Source organism: Clostridium sp. (assembly GCF_030532265.1).
Taxonomy (GTDB): domain Bacteria; phylum Bacillota; class Clostridia; order Clostridiales; family Clostridiaceae; genus Clostridium.
This window is the reverse complement of record NZ_JAUNLM010000051.1, coordinates 1-14,588: the sequence shown is the minus strand read 5'-3', so window position 1 is coordinate 14,588 and position 14,588 is coordinate 1. Positions and strand designations below refer to the sequence as shown.

General features: G+C 27.3%; 15 protein-coding genes, 1 tRNA gene and 1 riboswitch. Of the genes, 9 read left to right on the top strand and 7 right to left on the bottom strand.

The genetic code is table 11. The features are described 5' to 3' along the window. Positions 1 to 37: 37 nt before the first annotated feature. Positions 38 to 739 (bottom strand): energy-coupled thiamine transporter ThiT, encoded by a 702-nt coding sequence (gene thiT, locus Q4E08_RS09855; RefSeq protein WP_303130607.1) that lies wholly within the window; start codon positions 737 to 739, stop codon positions 38 to 40. A gap of 37 nt (positions 740 to 776) precedes the next feature. Then, positions 777 to 883, bottom strand: a riboswitch (TPP riboswitch). A 436-nt stretch (positions 884 to 1,319) separates the two neighbouring features. Between thiT and Q4E08_RS09850 the strand changes: the two genes are divergently transcribed. Continuing rightward, on the top strand, positions 1,320 to 1,952 hold the full coding sequence (locus Q4E08_RS09850; protein WP_303130606.1) for a cyclase family protein: 633 nt from the start codon (positions 1,320 to 1,322) through the stop codon (positions 1,950 to 1,952). Positions 1,953 to 2,041: 89 nt separating this feature from the next. Here the strand turns inward: Q4E08_RS09850 and Q4E08_RS09845 are convergent. Next, positions 2,042 to 2,117: transfer RNA gene (locus Q4E08_RS09845), tRNA-Met, on the bottom strand. A 70-nt stretch (positions 2,118 to 2,187) separates the two neighbouring features. Beyond that, positions 2,188 to 2,352, bottom strand: coding sequence for a hypothetical protein (locus Q4E08_RS09840; RefSeq protein ID WP_303130605.1), 165 nt, complete (start codon positions 2,350 to 2,352; stop codon positions 2,188 to 2,190). A gap of 191 nt (positions 2,353 to 2,543) precedes the next feature. Here Q4E08_RS09840 and Q4E08_RS09835 point away from each other — a divergent pair, with 191 nt between their 5' ends. The 3 genes from Q4E08_RS09835 to Q4E08_RS09825 all read left to right on the top strand — a co-directional run bounded on the left by Q4E08_RS09835 (position 2,544) and on the right by Q4E08_RS09825 (position 6,033). Continuing rightward, complete coding sequence (locus tag Q4E08_RS09835) at positions 2,544 to 3,689, top strand: cysteine desulfurase family protein (protein ID WP_303130604.1); 1,146 nt, start codon at positions 2,544 to 2,546, stop codon at positions 3,687 to 3,689. Further along, positions 3,686 to 4,840: a tRNA uracil 4-sulfurtransferase ThiI gene (gene thiI / locus Q4E08_RS09830; protein ID WP_303130603.1), complete on the top strand. Its 1,155-nt coding sequence runs from the start codon at positions 3,686 to 3,688 to the stop codon at positions 4,838 to 4,840. The genes Q4E08_RS09835 and thiI overlap by 4 nt, the downstream gene beginning before the upstream one ends. Before the next feature lie 95 nt (positions 4,841 to 4,935). Next, on the top strand, positions 4,936 to 6,033 hold the full coding sequence (locus tag Q4E08_RS09825; RefSeq protein ID WP_303130602.1) for a hypothetical protein: 1,098 nt from the start codon (positions 4,936 to 4,938) through the stop codon (positions 6,031 to 6,033). A 42-nt stretch (positions 6,034 to 6,075) separates the two neighbouring features. Here Q4E08_RS09825 and Q4E08_RS09820 read toward each other — a convergent pair whose 3' ends face one another. The 3 genes from Q4E08_RS09820 to Q4E08_RS09810 are packed head-to-tail and all read right to left on the bottom strand — an operon-like array spanning position 6,076 to position 10,137. Further along, positions 6,076 to 7,914: an ABC transporter ATP-binding protein gene (locus Q4E08_RS09820; protein ID WP_303130609.1), complete on the bottom strand. Its 1,839-nt coding sequence runs from the start codon at positions 7,912 to 7,914 to the stop codon at positions 6,076 to 6,078. 22 nt (positions 7,915 to 7,936) lie between these two features. Further along, positions 7,937 to 9,676 carry an ABC transporter ATP-binding protein gene (locus Q4E08_RS09815; protein ID WP_303130600.1) on the bottom strand — a complete coding sequence of 580 codons (1,740 nt, stop codon included), beginning with the start codon at positions 9,674 to 9,676 and terminating at the stop codon, positions 7,937 to 7,939. A 14-nt stretch (positions 9,677 to 9,690) separates the two neighbouring features. Next, positions 9,691 to 10,137: a MarR family winged helix-turn-helix transcriptional regulator gene (locus Q4E08_RS09810; RefSeq protein WP_303130599.1), complete on the bottom strand. Its 447-nt coding sequence runs from the start codon at positions 10,135 to 10,137 to the stop codon at positions 9,691 to 9,693. 139 nt (positions 10,138 to 10,276) lie between these two features. Here Q4E08_RS09810 and Q4E08_RS09805 point away from each other — a divergent pair, with 139 nt between their 5' ends. From Q4E08_RS09805 to Q4E08_RS09785, 5 genes are all read left to right on the top strand, one after another. Next, positions 10,277 to 10,537, top strand: a complete 261-nt coding sequence (locus tag Q4E08_RS09805) for a GIY-YIG nuclease family protein (RefSeq protein WP_303130597.1) — start codon at positions 10,277 to 10,279, stop codon at positions 10,535 to 10,537. A gap of 409 nt (positions 10,538 to 10,946) precedes the next feature. Further along, the gene (gene glmS / locus Q4E08_RS09800) at positions 10,947 to 12,773 is read left to right on the top strand and encodes a glutamine--fructose-6-phosphate transaminase (isomerizing) (RefSeq protein ID WP_303130596.1); all 1,827 of its coding nucleotides are present in this window, start codon (positions 10,947 to 10,949) and stop codon (positions 12,771 to 12,773) included. Between the two features lie 68 nt (positions 12,774 to 12,841). Continuing rightward, positions 12,842 to 12,997 (top strand): hypothetical protein, encoded by a 156-nt coding sequence (locus tag Q4E08_RS09795; protein ID WP_303130594.1) that lies wholly within the window; start codon positions 12,842 to 12,844, stop codon positions 12,995 to 12,997. Positions 12,998 to 13,246: 249 nt separating this feature from the next. Beyond that, positions 13,247 to 13,636, top strand: a complete 390-nt coding sequence (locus Q4E08_RS09790; protein WP_303130591.1) for a hypothetical protein — start codon at positions 13,247 to 13,249, stop codon at positions 13,634 to 13,636. Positions 13,637 to 13,663: 27 nt separating this feature from the next. Continuing rightward, positions 13,664 to 14,221 (top strand): 5-formyltetrahydrofolate cyclo-ligase, encoded by a 558-nt coding sequence (locus Q4E08_RS09785; protein WP_303130588.1) that lies wholly within the window; start codon positions 13,664 to 13,666, stop codon positions 14,219 to 14,221. Positions 14,222 to 14,268: 47 nt separating this feature from the next. Here the strand turns inward: Q4E08_RS09785 and Q4E08_RS09780 are convergent. Then, on the bottom strand, positions 14,269 to 14,588 hold a 320-nt coding region (locus tag Q4E08_RS09780), incomplete at its 5' end, for a His/Gly/Thr/Pro-type tRNA ligase C-terminal domain-containing protein (protein WP_303130586.1).

Sequence of the window (14,588 nt, the reverse complement as noted above, 5' to 3'; positions counted from 1 at the left end):
AAAATGAGAAGTTATTTTAAAATAACTTCTCATTTTTTTATACAGCTTTTATTGAATTATCAGTAAACTCAGGGTTTAAGGTTCTTAATAATCTACTTATTGGAATAAGTTTTAAAATAATCATGCATATTATCATTTCAGCTCCAACTAAAGGAAGATTTACTACTGCTGAATATAATAACGCACCCATTTCAGCTGGTGCAAATGAACCAAAGAACACGACTCCTGATATAAAGTGACATAAAAATTTTGTAAAGAATGCTACAAACACACCAAGCATTCTATGATTTTTTCTGAAATAATTTATTCCAGCAAGTCCCATAGCTAGCGATGGTAATGGATAATCAAAAAGCATTTGAATTGGATGTATTATATATGGATCAGTGAATAAATTAATTATTCCGTACAGAAATCCAGTTAAAAAACCTATTTCTTTACCATAAGCAAATGCTATTATAAGTATTGGTACCATACAGCCTAAGGTTATACTTCCTCCTTGAGGAAATCTATATAGTCTAAAAACATTAAGAATTGTAGAAAGTGCTAAGGCGATAGCTATATTGGTCATTATTCTTGCATTTAATCTAATTTTTCTAAATTTAAATAAAGCAAAGAATAGAACCAAACAAGCGATTATAGTTAGTATAGACATAGGACTTTCTAAAATTGTCCTAAATTTTTCAGGGATATTTGTATAAAGATTTGTAAATCTTTCTCCCCAATCATTTAAAAATTCCATAAAAAAAACCTCCTATTTGTGCTAGAAGGACGTAAAAGAACTGAGTCTTTTGCTTTCCTACGCCGGTATTATCCAGATCAGGTTAAAGGGTTAATGCTAATATATAAGCATTTCTCAGCCACAAAGGCACCCCTAGCACATAAAATAATATTTTATTGACAAGCTTATTGTAATATTACAGGTTTATAATGTCAATAAATTTCAAACATTAAATGAAATATAAGTTAATAAGTGGTAAAATTTAATGGTGATTAAAGCTTATAAAAATAATTATAGTATATAGTTGGATTTAAATAATCGTATTAAAATACAAATAGCTATAAACTTTTTATCATATAGACTGGAGAAAATGTAATTTAAAATACGAATATAATTTTTTTATTTATATGTTGAGTTAGCAAGAACATCATTTATAGAATAGGTCATGTATCTAAGTTAAGAAATTTTCTTGAATATATTAAAGGAGTGAATTAAGTTAATAATAGATAGAGTAATTTAAAATAGTAATTATTATTTTAAATATATAGTTAAAGCATCTATAAAGATTAAATAAAAATATTAAAATGAAAAGGTGATTAAAGTGCAAATATATGATTTAACACATTATTTAGAAGATAATATGACTTCTTATTCAGAAGAAGAAGGATATTTTAAAAAAGAATCAAGTACAATAGATAAGGAGGGATACAATGTATTAAAAATATCTTTATCATCACATACTGGAACTCATATGGATTTTCCAAGGCACGTATTTAGTGATGGGAAATTCTTAGATTATTTTAATGTAGAAGACCTTATAGGAAGAGCATATATGATAAATTGCAAAGAAAGAAATATAATAGACTTAAAGTTTATTTTAAAGTATAAAGAGGAAATAGAAGAGTGTGAGTATTTAATATTAAATACAGGATATGAAAAATATTGGAATGATAAAAAATATTTTTTAAATTATCCTAGATTATCTTATGAAGCATCAAGATTTCTTAGTAACATAAGAACATTAAAAGGCATAGGGATCGACTGTATATCTATTGATTGTGAAGATGATGAAAAGTTAATAAATCATAAAAATCTTTTGAAAAATAATAAGCTTATAATAGAAAACCTTTGTGGATTAGATAAAATAAATAGTAATTTTAAGATAATAATAGCACCATTAAAAATAAAATCTGGAGATGGAGCACCTTGCAGAGTTTATGGAATAAATAATTAAAGAAAATATAAGTTAAAGAAGACTTCAATTAAAAATAAAATTTTAATTAAACTTAAAAGCTAGTTAGAAATCTAACTAGCTTTTTGTTTTGGTTGCGGGAGCAGGACTTGAACCTACGACCTTCGGGTTATGAGCCCGACGAGCTACCAACTGCTCCATCCCGCGATATTTATTTAAATCATTCAGTAGGTTAACTATACTCCTAAATAAACACTTTGTCAACTAATTTATAAAATTATATAATTTTTACTTCTTTATGACCACAAGTAGGGCATTTAAAATTAATCTTTTCTAGCTTTGAATTATCATAAGCATATAAGTCTTCATTCATAATATCTCCACAAATAGGACAAATTAAAGTTTGTGAATTATTATTTGAAATTTTAGTTTTATTATTCATGATATCATCTCCTAAAAATAAGATATCACATTACTGAAAAAAGTAAAATGAAAATATTACTTTAAAAAAATAGAAAAAGCTGATATTATATCAATAAAGTTAAATCATAGTAAACATATAGGAATACTATGAATATAATTTAGAATTAAGTTTATTTTAAAGGTAAATACTAATAAAAGGGAGGTATTACTTTGGAGATTTATTTAGATAATTCTGCAACTACAAAACCTTATAAGGAAGTAATTGAAGTTATGGGAGATGCAATGGAAAAATATTATGGTAATCCATCATCTTTACATAAGATAGGAATAAAAGCAGAAAAAAAGTTAGATGAATGTAGAGAATACATAGCTAGTACTATAAATGCAAATAAAGACGAAATTTATTTTACTTCTGGTGCAAGTGAAGGAAATAATTTAATTATAAAAGGTATACCAAAGAGCGGAAATCATGTTATAACAACTAAATTTGAACATCATTCAGTTCTTAAAGTATATGAGGATTTAGAGAAAAAAGGTATTAATGTTACATATTTGGATGTTGATAAAGATGGAATGATTTCTTTAAAGCAATTAGAAGATTCAATAAACAAAGATACAGTACTTATATCTATAATGTTTGTAAATAATGAAATTGGTTCTATTCAATATATAGAAAAAATAGGAAAACTTATAAAAGAAAAGAGTAGTAGAGCGAAATTTCATGTTGATGCAGTTCAAGCTTATGGAAAATTTTTTATAGATGTTAAGAAAATGAATATAGATATCTTAACTACAACAGGACATAAATTTCATGGTCCTAAGGGAACTGGTTTTTTATATTTAAAAAAAGGAATAAGACCAAATTCTTTAATACATGGAGGAAGTCAAGAAAGTGGATTAAGAGCTGGTACTCATAATGTTCCAGGAATAATTGCACTTAAAAAGGCGTGTGAAATATCTTGTAGTAATATATCAGAAAATTATGAGAATGTTCTAGAGTTAAAGACGTATATGATAAATAAATTAAAAGAAATAGATAATATTTATATAAATAGTCCTAATGATGAAAAACACTCTCCATATATATTAAATATTACATTTAAAGGGGTAAGAGCTGAAGTGTTACTTCATATGTTAGAAGAAGATAATATATATGTTTCAACTGGATCTGCTTGTACATCAAAGACTAATATAGCAAGTGGAAGTTATGTTTTAAAAGCAATTGGTCTTTGTGATAAAGATGCTGAAGGTGGAGTAAGATTTTCTTTTAGTGAAGATAACACAAAAGAAGAAATTGATATAGTTATAAATAATTTAAAAAGGTCATTATCATTTTTAAGGAGGATAAAAAGATGAGTAAACTTATATTAGTGAAATATGCATCTGAAATATTTTTAAAAGGACTTAACAGAAATAAGTTTGAGAAAAGGTTAAGAGATAATATAAAGAAGAAGCTTAAAGGATTAGATTTTGAAATATTAAATGATCAAAATAGATATTTTATTAAAATAGATAATATAGAAGAAGGAATTAAAAGAATAAGAAAAGTATTTGGAATAGCAGAAATATGTGTAGTGACACAAGTTGAAAGAGATATGGATGCTATTAAGGAAGAGGTTTTAAAGAAAATTAAAGAATCAGAACCAAATACATTTAAAATTCAAACTAATAGAGCTAATAAGAGTTTTAAAGGAACGTCTATGGATATATCAAGAGAAATAGGAGCATATGTTCTTTCTATATATGAAGATAGTTTGGAAGTTGATGTTAAAAATCCTGAGTGCTTAGTTAATGTAGAGATAAGAGATAAAGCTTATATATATACTAATGCAGATAGAATAAAGGCAGTAGGAGGACTTCCTTATGGAATAAATGGTAGTACAATGCTTATGTTATCAGGAGGAATTGATTCTCCAGTAGCTGGTTATTTAATGGCGAGACGTGGAGTTGAACTTAATTGCATTTACTATCATAGTCATCCATACACATCAGAGAGAGCAAAGGATAAAGTAAAAGAGCTTGCAAAAATATTAAGTGAGTATACAGAAAAGGTTAGACTATTTATAGTTCCATTTACTGATATTCAAATGGAAATAATAAATAATTGTCCAGAAGATGAATTAACTATTATAATGAGAAGATTTATGATGAGAGTTGCTTGTAAGATGGCAGAAAAAGAGGGAATTCAATGTATATCAAGTGGGGAAAGCATAGGTCAAGTTGCAAGTCAAACTATGGAAGGGCTTACTGTTAGTACTGAAGTTGCTGATAGACCAGTATTTAGACCTCTTATAACAATGGATAAGGGTGACATAATGGATATAGCAAGAGAAATAGGAACTTATGAAACATCAATACTTCCATATGAGGATTGTTGTACTATATTTGTGCCAAAACACCCAAAAACAAAACCAGTAGTTAAATATATAAAAAAATCAGAAGAAAGCCTAAATATAGATGAATTAGTAGAAAAAGCTATAGAACAAACAGAAATTGTAGTATTTTAAATTTTATTTTAACCTTCTCTTAATATTTTAATATATTGATATAAAGGAATATTTTAAAAAATAGTGTACTTTATATTAAAAGGGGAGGCTAAATTATGCAATTTAAAATTACTCCTATTGAAGAAAAACAGTATTTAAATGGAGAAATTAGAGATGTACAAGATAAATTAATAGTCATTTGTCAAAGAAATAATTGTGTATGTTCAACTGTTAAAGGATCATTTTATTTAAGATTTAATGTTAATTTAGAATTTAATCAATTAAATAGGGATGTATTTAGATTATATTTATATCTTGATAGTCTAAGGTGCGCAAATTCTATGTTAATAAAAATAAATGTTGAAATAAGAGAATGTGGAAATAATATAGAAAATAGCTGTATAAGTTATAGAATAAATTCATCTGAAGTAGGCAGATATATTAGTATAAACCTAGCAAAAGCTTTTGAAAATTTAAATTTAAATACTATTAATGAAATAAATATAAATGTATCACCTGAAGGAAATGGAGTAGCCGTATTTGCTTCAAATAATACAGCGAGAAATCCATTTATATTTTTAGAATCTGAAAGAGTTGTAGGGCCAGTAGGACCACAGGGACCACAAGGACCAGTAGGTCCAAGGGGACCAAGAGGTATTCAAGGTGAGAGAGGACCAATTGGGCCTAGAGGATATCAAGGTGAAAGAGGTTGTATAGGACCTGTAGGACCAGAGGGTGCTCAAGGAGCAAGAGGACCTAGAGGTGTAGAAGGACCACAGGGACCAGAAGGACCACAAGGGCCAGCTGGTGAAGCAAATATAAACACTTTTGGTTCATATACAAAAATCAATTCAATAAATAGTTCTTGTGGATTATTAAATTTGTTTAATAATATAGTTAATGAGAGTGGTTCACTAGAGCATAATAATAATCAAATTATTATCGGGGAAAGTGGAAATTATAGAATAACATTTAATATAGCTATACCAGAAGGAAGTTGTATAAATAGATTAAGGGTAAATGGCATAGGAAATGAAGGCGATATAATTCCTGTATTTTCGAATTGTCAATCTGTAACTCAAGTATACTTTGATAGAATAATATTTTTAACTGAAGGGACAATAATATCAGTAGAATCATTTGGAGATGAAGATATAAGATTAAGTTGTAGAGATGAAAATATATCATATTTTACAATTATAAAGCTTAATTAAAATAAAAAATATGCTACTAATTTTTAGTAGCATATTTTTTTATTATGCAGTTTCTACATCTTCATGAGCAAATTGACTATTATAAAGGTCTGCGTAGAAACCATTTTTTTCAAGAAGTTCGTTGTGAGTACCTTGTTCTATAACATCACCATGATTCATAACTAATATAAGATCTGCGTCTTTTATTGTTGAAAGTCTATGTGCAATTACAAAGTTTGTTCTACCTTTCATAAGTCTTGTCATTGCATTTTGAATATAACTTTCAGTTCTAGTATCAACTGAGCTTGTAGCTTCATCAAGTATTAATACTTTAGGATTAGCAAGTATTGCTCTAGCTATAGTTAATAATTGTTTTTGACCTTGTGATATATTTGAAGCTTCCTCATTTAATATTGTGTCATAACCTTGAGGTAATGTTCTTATAAAATAATCTGCATGAGCAGCTTTTGCTGCATTTACAACTTCTTCAAAAGTAGCATTTTCTTTTCCGTAAGCTATATTATCTTTAATGCTACCATTAAATAGCCAAGTGTCTTGTAGAACCATACCAAACATATTTCTTAAATATTCACGAGAAAACTTAGTTATATCAACACCATCAAATTCAATAGCACCACCATTTAATTCATAGAATCGCATCATAAGATTTATTAATGTTGTTTTACCTGCACCTGTAGGACCAACTATAGCAATAGTCTGACCTTCTTTAGCAGATACTTGCATATCATTCATTAATATGTGATCTTCGCTATAACCGAATTTAACATGTTTAAAATCAACATTTCCTTTAGGATTATCAAGAATAACTGGGTTAGCTGGATCCTCAATTTCTTCTTGTTCATCTAATATTTCAAAAACTCTTTCTGCTGAAGCCATTGTAGATTGAAGAATATTTGCAATGTTAGCTGTTTGATTAATCATTTGAGTAAATTGTCTTGAATATTGAATGAAAGATTGAATATAACCAACACTTAATTTGTTTTTAGTAACAAGTATACCACCAACAACAGCTATAATTACATAACCAATGTTGTTTATAAAGTTCATAAGTGGCATTATAAGTCCTGACATAAATTGAGCTTTCCAAGCAGAATTATAAAGTCTATCATTTATTTCATCGAATTCTTTAATAGCTTTCTTTTCATGTCCAAATGCCTTAACAACTATATTACCAGTATATATTTCTTCAACATGTCCATTAAGAGCTCCAAGTTCTTTTTGTTGAGCTGAGAAGTATTTTTGTGATCTACCTATTATAGGTCTAGTTGCTATTATACAAACAGGTAAAGTTAAAATACATATTAAAGTTAAAAGGGGACTTATTGTAAGCATCATTATTGTAATGCCAATTATAGTTACAACAGCAGTTATAAGTTGAGTTAAACTTTGTTGTAAAGTACTACTTATATTATCAACATCATTAGTAACTCTACTTAAAATATCACCTTTTGAATTTGCATCAAAATATTTTATTGGTAATTTATTAAGTTTATTATCAACATCTGTTCTCATATCTTTAACAGTATTTTGAGCAACTCCAGCCATTATATATTGTTGAAGATACATAAATGCTGCACTTAAAATATAAAAGAATAAAAGTAATAAAATATAGTGAGATAATTTTGTAAAATCAATTGATGCTCCAGGAATTCCTTTAAATTTTGCAATCATACCTTCAAGTATTACATTAATAGTTTCTCCAAGTAATTTAGGGCTAAATACAGTAAAGGCAGTACTTAAAATTGCCATAAATATTACTGATATAAGTTTAATTCTATGAGGTCTTAAGTAAGTTAATAATCTCTTGGCAGTTACTTTAAAATTTTTAGCTTTTTCACCGCCAATAACAATACCATGACCTCCTTTTCCTCCTCCCATCATATGGGATTGTTTTTTATGTTTATTATCTATGCTCATTTGAAAGTTCCTCCTCTGAAAGTTGTGATGAGGCAATTTCTTTATAAATTGCACAGTTTTCAAGTAATTGTTGATGAGTTCCAATTCCAACAATGTTACCATCATCTAATACTAAGATTCTATCTGCATCCATTATAGTACTTACTCTTTGGGCAACTATAATAACTGCTGAATCTTTAGTTTCATTTTTTAAAGCAGCTCTAAGTTTAGCATCAGTTTTAAAATCAAGTGCTGAAAAACTATCATCAAAAAGATATACTTCAGGTTTTCTAACTAAAGCACGGGCTATTGCAAGACGTTGTTTTTGACCGCCTGAGAAATTTTTACCACCTTGTTCAACAATTGAATCAAATCCATCTTCTTTTTCCATTATAAAATCATATGATTGGGCAATTTTAGATGCGTGAACAAGCTCCTCCATAGAAGCATCTTCTTTTCCATATCTTAAGTTTTCTTTTATATCTCCTGAAAAAAGAACAGCTTTTTGTGGAACAAAACCTATCTTATTTCTAAGTTCTTCTTGAGACATGTCTTTGATATTTAAGCCATCTATTAAAATTTCTCCTTTAGTTGGATCATAAAATCTTTCTATAAGATTTAATAATGTTGATTTACCTGATCCAGTACCACCTATTATGGCTGTAGTTTCACCAGGTTTTGTTTCGAATGAAATATTATTTAATGCACCTTTCTCAGCACCAGGGAAGAAGAAGGAAACATTTTTAAATTCAACATAACCTCTTTTATTAGAATTAGTTTTCTTATTGTTACTATCTATAATTGAAGGTTCAGTTTCAAGGACTTCATTAATTCTATCAGCAGAAGCTGAAGCTCTAGGAATCATTATAAATAGCATACTTACCATTATAAGTGAGAACATTATTTGCATAACATATTGTAAGAAAGCCATAAGGTTACCAACTTCCATAACACCAGAGTTTATTCTGTTTGCGCCAAACCAAAGTATAGCAACAGAAGTTAGATTTAATATAAGCATAAGAATAGGCATAAGTAATGCTATAATTTTATTTACTTTAATTGCATTTGTAGTGAAATCATTATTAGCTTTAGAAAATCTTTTTGTTTCAAAACTTTGCTTATTAAAAGCTCTTATAACTCTAATACCAGTAAGGTTTTCTCTTAAAACCTTATTTATATTATCAAGTTTAGATTGCATAGCTTTAAATAAAGGCATTCCTTTTTTTCCTATAAGACCTATAGCTAAAATAACTAATGGCATTGAAACTAAAAGAATAAGAGATAAATCCTTATCAACGGAAATGGCCATTATAATACCACCAATACAAGTAAGTGGAGCAGTAACCATCATTCTAAGTATCATAATTAAAACTTGTTGAACTTGGTTAACGTCATTAGTAGTTCTAGTTATAAGTGAAGCATTTCCGATTTTGTCCATTTCTTTTAAAGAAAAAGATTCAGCTTTAACGAAAATTTTTCTTCTTAAATCTTTACCATAAGACATTGAGACTTTTGATGAAATATAACTAGCAAATATAGTACATATACTTCCAATAAGAGATACTAAAATCATAATAGCACCAATTTTAAGTATATAATTTACATCGCCATTTATAATACCAGTATCTACTATCTTAGATAGTAATGTTGGTAAATATAATTGAGCCATTGTTTGAACGAAAAGCAATATTATAATAAATATTAAGCTTTTCATATATGGCTTTAAATGCTTAAACAGCTTTAACATATATTTTTCACTCCTTAACTTAATTCGGTTTTATTTTCTTTTAAATTATTTTTTACTTTATTTAATAAATATTGCAAAGAATTAATTTCATCTTTAGTGAAATTATTCAAACATATTGAATCAATTTCTGATATAACTTTTTTTAAATTTGTACATGCATTTAATCCTTTTTCTGTTAAATGGATTCTTGAAATTCGTTGATCATTAGAATCTATGCTTTTTGATACAAAACCTGCTTTTTCTAATCTTCTTATCATGACAGTAACAGTTGCAGGTTTAATTTTTGTTTTTTCTGCAATTTCTTTTTGGCTTATACCATCATTTTTGTATATAGTGAAAAGAACAGGGGGTTGTCCTGGATATAAACCTTCTTTTTCTAATGTTTTATGACTAAGAGAAAAGTGACCTCTTAAAACATCTCCTAAAAGTTTATAAAAAGGGAAATTAAATTCATTATCCATAAAATACTCCTTTCTAAATTAGTTAGACGACTAATTATTTTTATATTTTAATATCAATCTATACAAAAATCAATAGATAAAAATTAAAAAAATTTAATAATATATTATATAATTTAATTGTATTTTGTGAGGTGATTATATGAACTATGTATATATAATAATGTGTGGAGATAATTCATTATACACAGGTTGGACAAAGAATTTAGAAAAAAGATTTATGATGCATTGCGAAGGAAAAGGTGCTAAATATACTAGAGGTAGAGGGCCATTAAAATTAGTATATTTTGAAGAATTTAAAAATAAGAAAGATGCTATGAGAAGGGAATATCAAATAAAGAAGATGAAAAGAGAACAGAAACTTATTTTAATAAAAAGCTTAAATAAATCTATAGAAAATTAAAAAACTTGTAGCAAATTTTGGAGAAAAAAGTATTTTAAATATATAGACAAAATATAAATTTATGATAAAATTACAAAGAAGGTATAAAATTTGAAAAAGTAGGAGTGTGATATATATAGAATTTAAAGTGTATAATTAGTCTAGAAGCGCCAGAACTTAAATTTGTTTAAGTTGACGAGGTTGGGGAGTTATCGAAATTTTCGGCGGGTGCCCCACGGTATTTACACTACCGATAACGGCTAGCAAAACTATGAAGCAATTTATAGGACAAATCTAGCTTGGTGTAAAAACTTCAATTTAAGATTTTTTTAGTCCTAGGATTATTATGCCTTCTTTCAATTTTGCTAGGATAATTCTTAAAGAAGATGACAATTAAATATTATTTGTGAAGAAAGAAGGAAGATTTTTTATGTGCGGAATAGTAGGATATTTTGGAAATAAACAAGCAACAGACTTTTTAGTAGAAGGATTATCAAAGTTAGAGTATAGAGGATATGACTCAGCAGGAGTTGCTGTTATATCTGATGGAAAGATTGAAGTAAAGAAGCAAAAAGGACGTCTTTCAAATCTTGAAGAAAGTTTAAATAAAGCTCCTATTAATGGAACAATAGGTATTGGTCACACTAGATGGGCAACACATGGAGCGCCATCAGATACTAATTCACATCCACATTTAAGTTCTAAAGGAGATATTGCTGTAGTTCATAATGGGATTATTGAGAACTATATAGAACTTAGAGAATTCTTAAAAAGCAAAGGATGTACTTTTATATCAGAAACAGATACAGAAGTTATACCAAACCTTATACAGTATTATTATGAAGGAGATTTATTTAAAGCTGTAGTTAGAGCTACAAAAGACTTACAAGGAAGTTTTGCTATTGGTGTTATTTCAAACAATGAGCCAGATAAGCTTATTGCAGTAAGACAAGATAGTCCATTAATCGTTGGTCTTTCAGATGAAGAAAATTTTATAGCTTCAGATATTCCAGCAGTTTTAAATAGAACAAATAAAGTATATCTTTTAGAAGATAATGAGTTTGTTGTTATAACAGATAAAGGTGTTGAACTTTTAGATGAAAATGGAAATAAGATAGATAAAGATGTATATGAAGTAACATGGAGTGCAGATGCTGCTGAAAAGGGTGGATTTGATTCATTCATGTTAAAAGAAATACACGAACAACCAAAAGCAATTAAGGATACTATGACTTCAAGAGTATCAATGGATCATGAAATTGTTTTTGATGATTTTAAAATTACAAAAGAAGAACTTGAAAATATAGATAGAATATATATGGTAGCTTGTGGTACAGCATATCATGCTGGACTTATGGGTAAGTATTCAGTTGAAAAATTAGCAAGAATACCAGTTGAAGTTGATATAGCTTCAGAGTTTAGATATAGAAATCCATTAGTTACAGAAAAGTCATTAGTAATTGTATTAAGTCAATCAGGAGAAACAGCAGATACTTTAGCAGTATTAAGAGATTGTAATAAAATAGGTGCTAAAACTCTTGTTGTCACAAATGTTGTTGGAAGCACAATGTCAAGAGAAGCTGATCATGTTATATATACTATGGCAGGTCCTGAAATTTCAGTAGCTTCAACTAAGGCATATACTACACAAGTTGTAATAATGCATACAATAGCAATGTACTTTGCTCAATTACTTGGAACTTTAAAAACAGAGGAAATAAATAAGTTAAAAGAAGAATTATTAATGATTCCTGGAAAAATAGAAGACTTATTAAATGATGCTGACAAAGTTAAAGCAGTAGCAGAATCACTTAAAGACGAAGATGATATATTCTTCTTAGGTAGAGGAATGGATTTTGCTCTTGCATTAGAGGGATCATTAAAATTAAAAGAAATATCATATATTCATTCAGAAGCTTATGCTGGAGGAGAATTAAAGCATGGTCCAATTGCTTTAATTGAAGAAGGAACAAAAGTTGTTTCAGTTCTTACTCAAAGGGATCTAATGGATAAGATGATAAGTAATGTAGTTGAAATAAAATCAAGAGGAGCTATAAACTTTGGAATAACATTTAGAGGAAGCGAAAAAGCTCAAGGGGTTTTAGATGAAGTACTATTTATACCAGAAACTATAGATATGTTTGCTCCAATTCTTGCAGCTGTTGAGTTACAATTATTAGCATATTATGTAGCAAGTCTTAAAGGATTTGATATAGATAAGCCAAGAAATTTAGCTAAATCAGTTACAGTTGAATAATGCTCAATAAAGATGTATAATATCTGAGTTGAGATAAATTTCCAATAAAGATAAGGAGTGGGTTTTTTATGAGAGATGAATTAGTAAGATTAATTAAAGAGTATAAGGATACTGGCAGATGTTTGAAATCGGGTTTAGAATGGATGCCTGATAATGAAGCTGCAAAATCCAAAATTGATATAATAAATATGGTCATTGAAGATTTAGAGAATATAATTAAGTAAATTAATTTAAAAGCTTATGCATTTTGGGCATAAGCTTTTATTTTTATAAATTTTAAAAATTATTTTAATAGTTAGTATATAATTTAGGTTCATAATTTAAGAAAGTTTTTATTAAAAAATATGTATTTAATACTATACAGGATTAAATTAAATAAAATAAAGCTTATTTTAATATAAGAATTTATTTTAAAATGACAATGTGTTGCTGTATGATAATAATATAATGAATAATAAGAAGGAGCATTAAACATGGTTAATATATCAAATTTAATTTTCAAAATATTAGAGTTAGCTATATTTATATTTTTAATTTATATAAAAAAAGATGATTTAGAAGAAGTTTACGGTGAAGAATTTAATAAAAAATATCCTAATAATTTAAATAAATTCTTATATGTATTTATATTATTTTTATGTTTATTATTTTTCACATTAAGAGGGATTGATTCTTGGCTTTATAATGCATTTACTAATTTGATTTTAATGTTAATATCTATGATATTTTTATTAAAATCAAAAGAATATATGAAGTCTGTTAAATTAAGAAAATATGCTATTAAAGAACTTTTACTTTCAGCAATAATAATTATAGTAATTTTAAAATATTTTTTAATAGAAGCTTTTAGTAAAATTATTTAATTATTTTTATAGACAGGGGAAAAGATAATGAACAATAAGAAAGATATTAGAAGATATATTTTAGATAAAAGAAATAAAATTAGTAATATAGAAAAAGAAAAACTAGATAATGAAATTATATATAAATTTATAAATAGTGATGAATACAATGAGTCAAAAGTTATTTTTTCTTATATAGGATTTGGTTCAGAAATAGACACAGAGATAATAATAAAAGATGCATTAAATAAAGGAAAAACTGTATGTGTTCCAAAAGTAAAAGGAAAAGATATGTTACTTATAAAGATAAATTCATTAAATAATTTAATAAGAAGTAATTATGGAATATTAGAGCCTAGTGAAAATGAATCTAATATGAATATAAAAGATTTGGACTTAATAATTATGCCAGGAGTAGCTTTTGATAAATTTAAAAATAGAATAGGGTATGGTGGAGGATATTATGATAGACTTTTATGTAGTTCCAATGTAAATATTAATAAAGTTGCATTAGCTTATGATTTTCAAGTTTTAGAACATATATCAACTGAGGAACATGATATAAAAGTAGATAAAATAATAACAGAAAAAAGAATAATTAAATAATAAATTGCATTAAAAAGAGCTTAGAATTTCTAAGCTCTTTTTTAAAATTATCTTTCTTTATCAGCAATTTCCTTAAGTAATCTAGCTTTGAAGCTTTCAAAATCAATTGAACCTTCATCATCATTTTTTCTACTTCTTACTGAAACTGTATTGTTTTCAGCTTCTTTTTCTCCAACAACTAAGATGTAAGGAGTTCTTTCAAGTCTAGCTTCTCTAATCTTATAACCAAGTTTTTCAGCTCTATAGTCTCCTTCAACTCTTACACCGTTATTTCTTAAATCTCTAACGATTTTTTCAGCATAGTCATTATATTTATCTGATAATGGAAGAACTTTTGCTTGAACTGGTGCAAGCCAAGTTGGGAATG

Coding starts and splice junctions, on each gene's coding strand:
- Q4E08_RS09820 (WP_303130609.1), bottom strand. CDS start 7,914: ATGATGGGAGGAGGAAAAGGAGGTCATGGTATTGTTATTGGCGGTGAA.
- glmS (WP_303130596.1), top strand. CDS start 10,947: ATGTGCGGAATAGTAGGATATTTTGGAAATAAACAAGCAACAGACTTT.
- thiT (WP_303130607.1), bottom strand. CDS start 739: ATGGAATTTTTAAATGATTGGGGAGAAAGATTTACAAATCTTTATACA.
- thiI (WP_303130603.1), top strand. CDS start 3,686: ATGAGTAAACTTATATTAGTGAAATATGCATCTGAAATATTTTTAAAA.
- Q4E08_RS09825 (WP_303130602.1), top strand. CDS start 4,936: ATGCAATTTAAAATTACTCCTATTGAAGAAAAACAGTATTTAAATGGA.
- Q4E08_RS09810 (WP_303130599.1), bottom strand. CDS start 10,137: ATGGATAATGAATTTAATTTCCCTTTTTATAAACTTTTAGGAGATGTT.
- Q4E08_RS09840 (WP_303130605.1), bottom strand. CDS start 2,352: ATGAATAATAAAACTAAAATTTCAAATAATAATTCACAAACTTTAATT.
- Q4E08_RS09805 (WP_303130597.1), top strand. CDS start 10,277: ATGAACTATGTATATATAATAATGTGTGGAGATAATTCATTATACACA.
- Q4E08_RS09785 (WP_303130588.1), top strand. CDS start 13,664: ATGAACAATAAGAAAGATATTAGAAGATATATTTTAGATAAAAGAAAT.
- Q4E08_RS09815 (WP_303130600.1), bottom strand. CDS start 9,676: ATGTTAAAGCTGTTTAAGCATTTAAAGCCATATATGAAAAGCTTAATA.
- Q4E08_RS09795 (WP_303130594.1), top strand. CDS start 12,842: ATGAGAGATGAATTAGTAAGATTAATTAAAGAGTATAAGGATACTGGC.
- Q4E08_RS09790 (WP_303130591.1), top strand. CDS start 13,247: ATGGTTAATATATCAAATTTAATTTTCAAAATATTAGAGTTAGCTATA.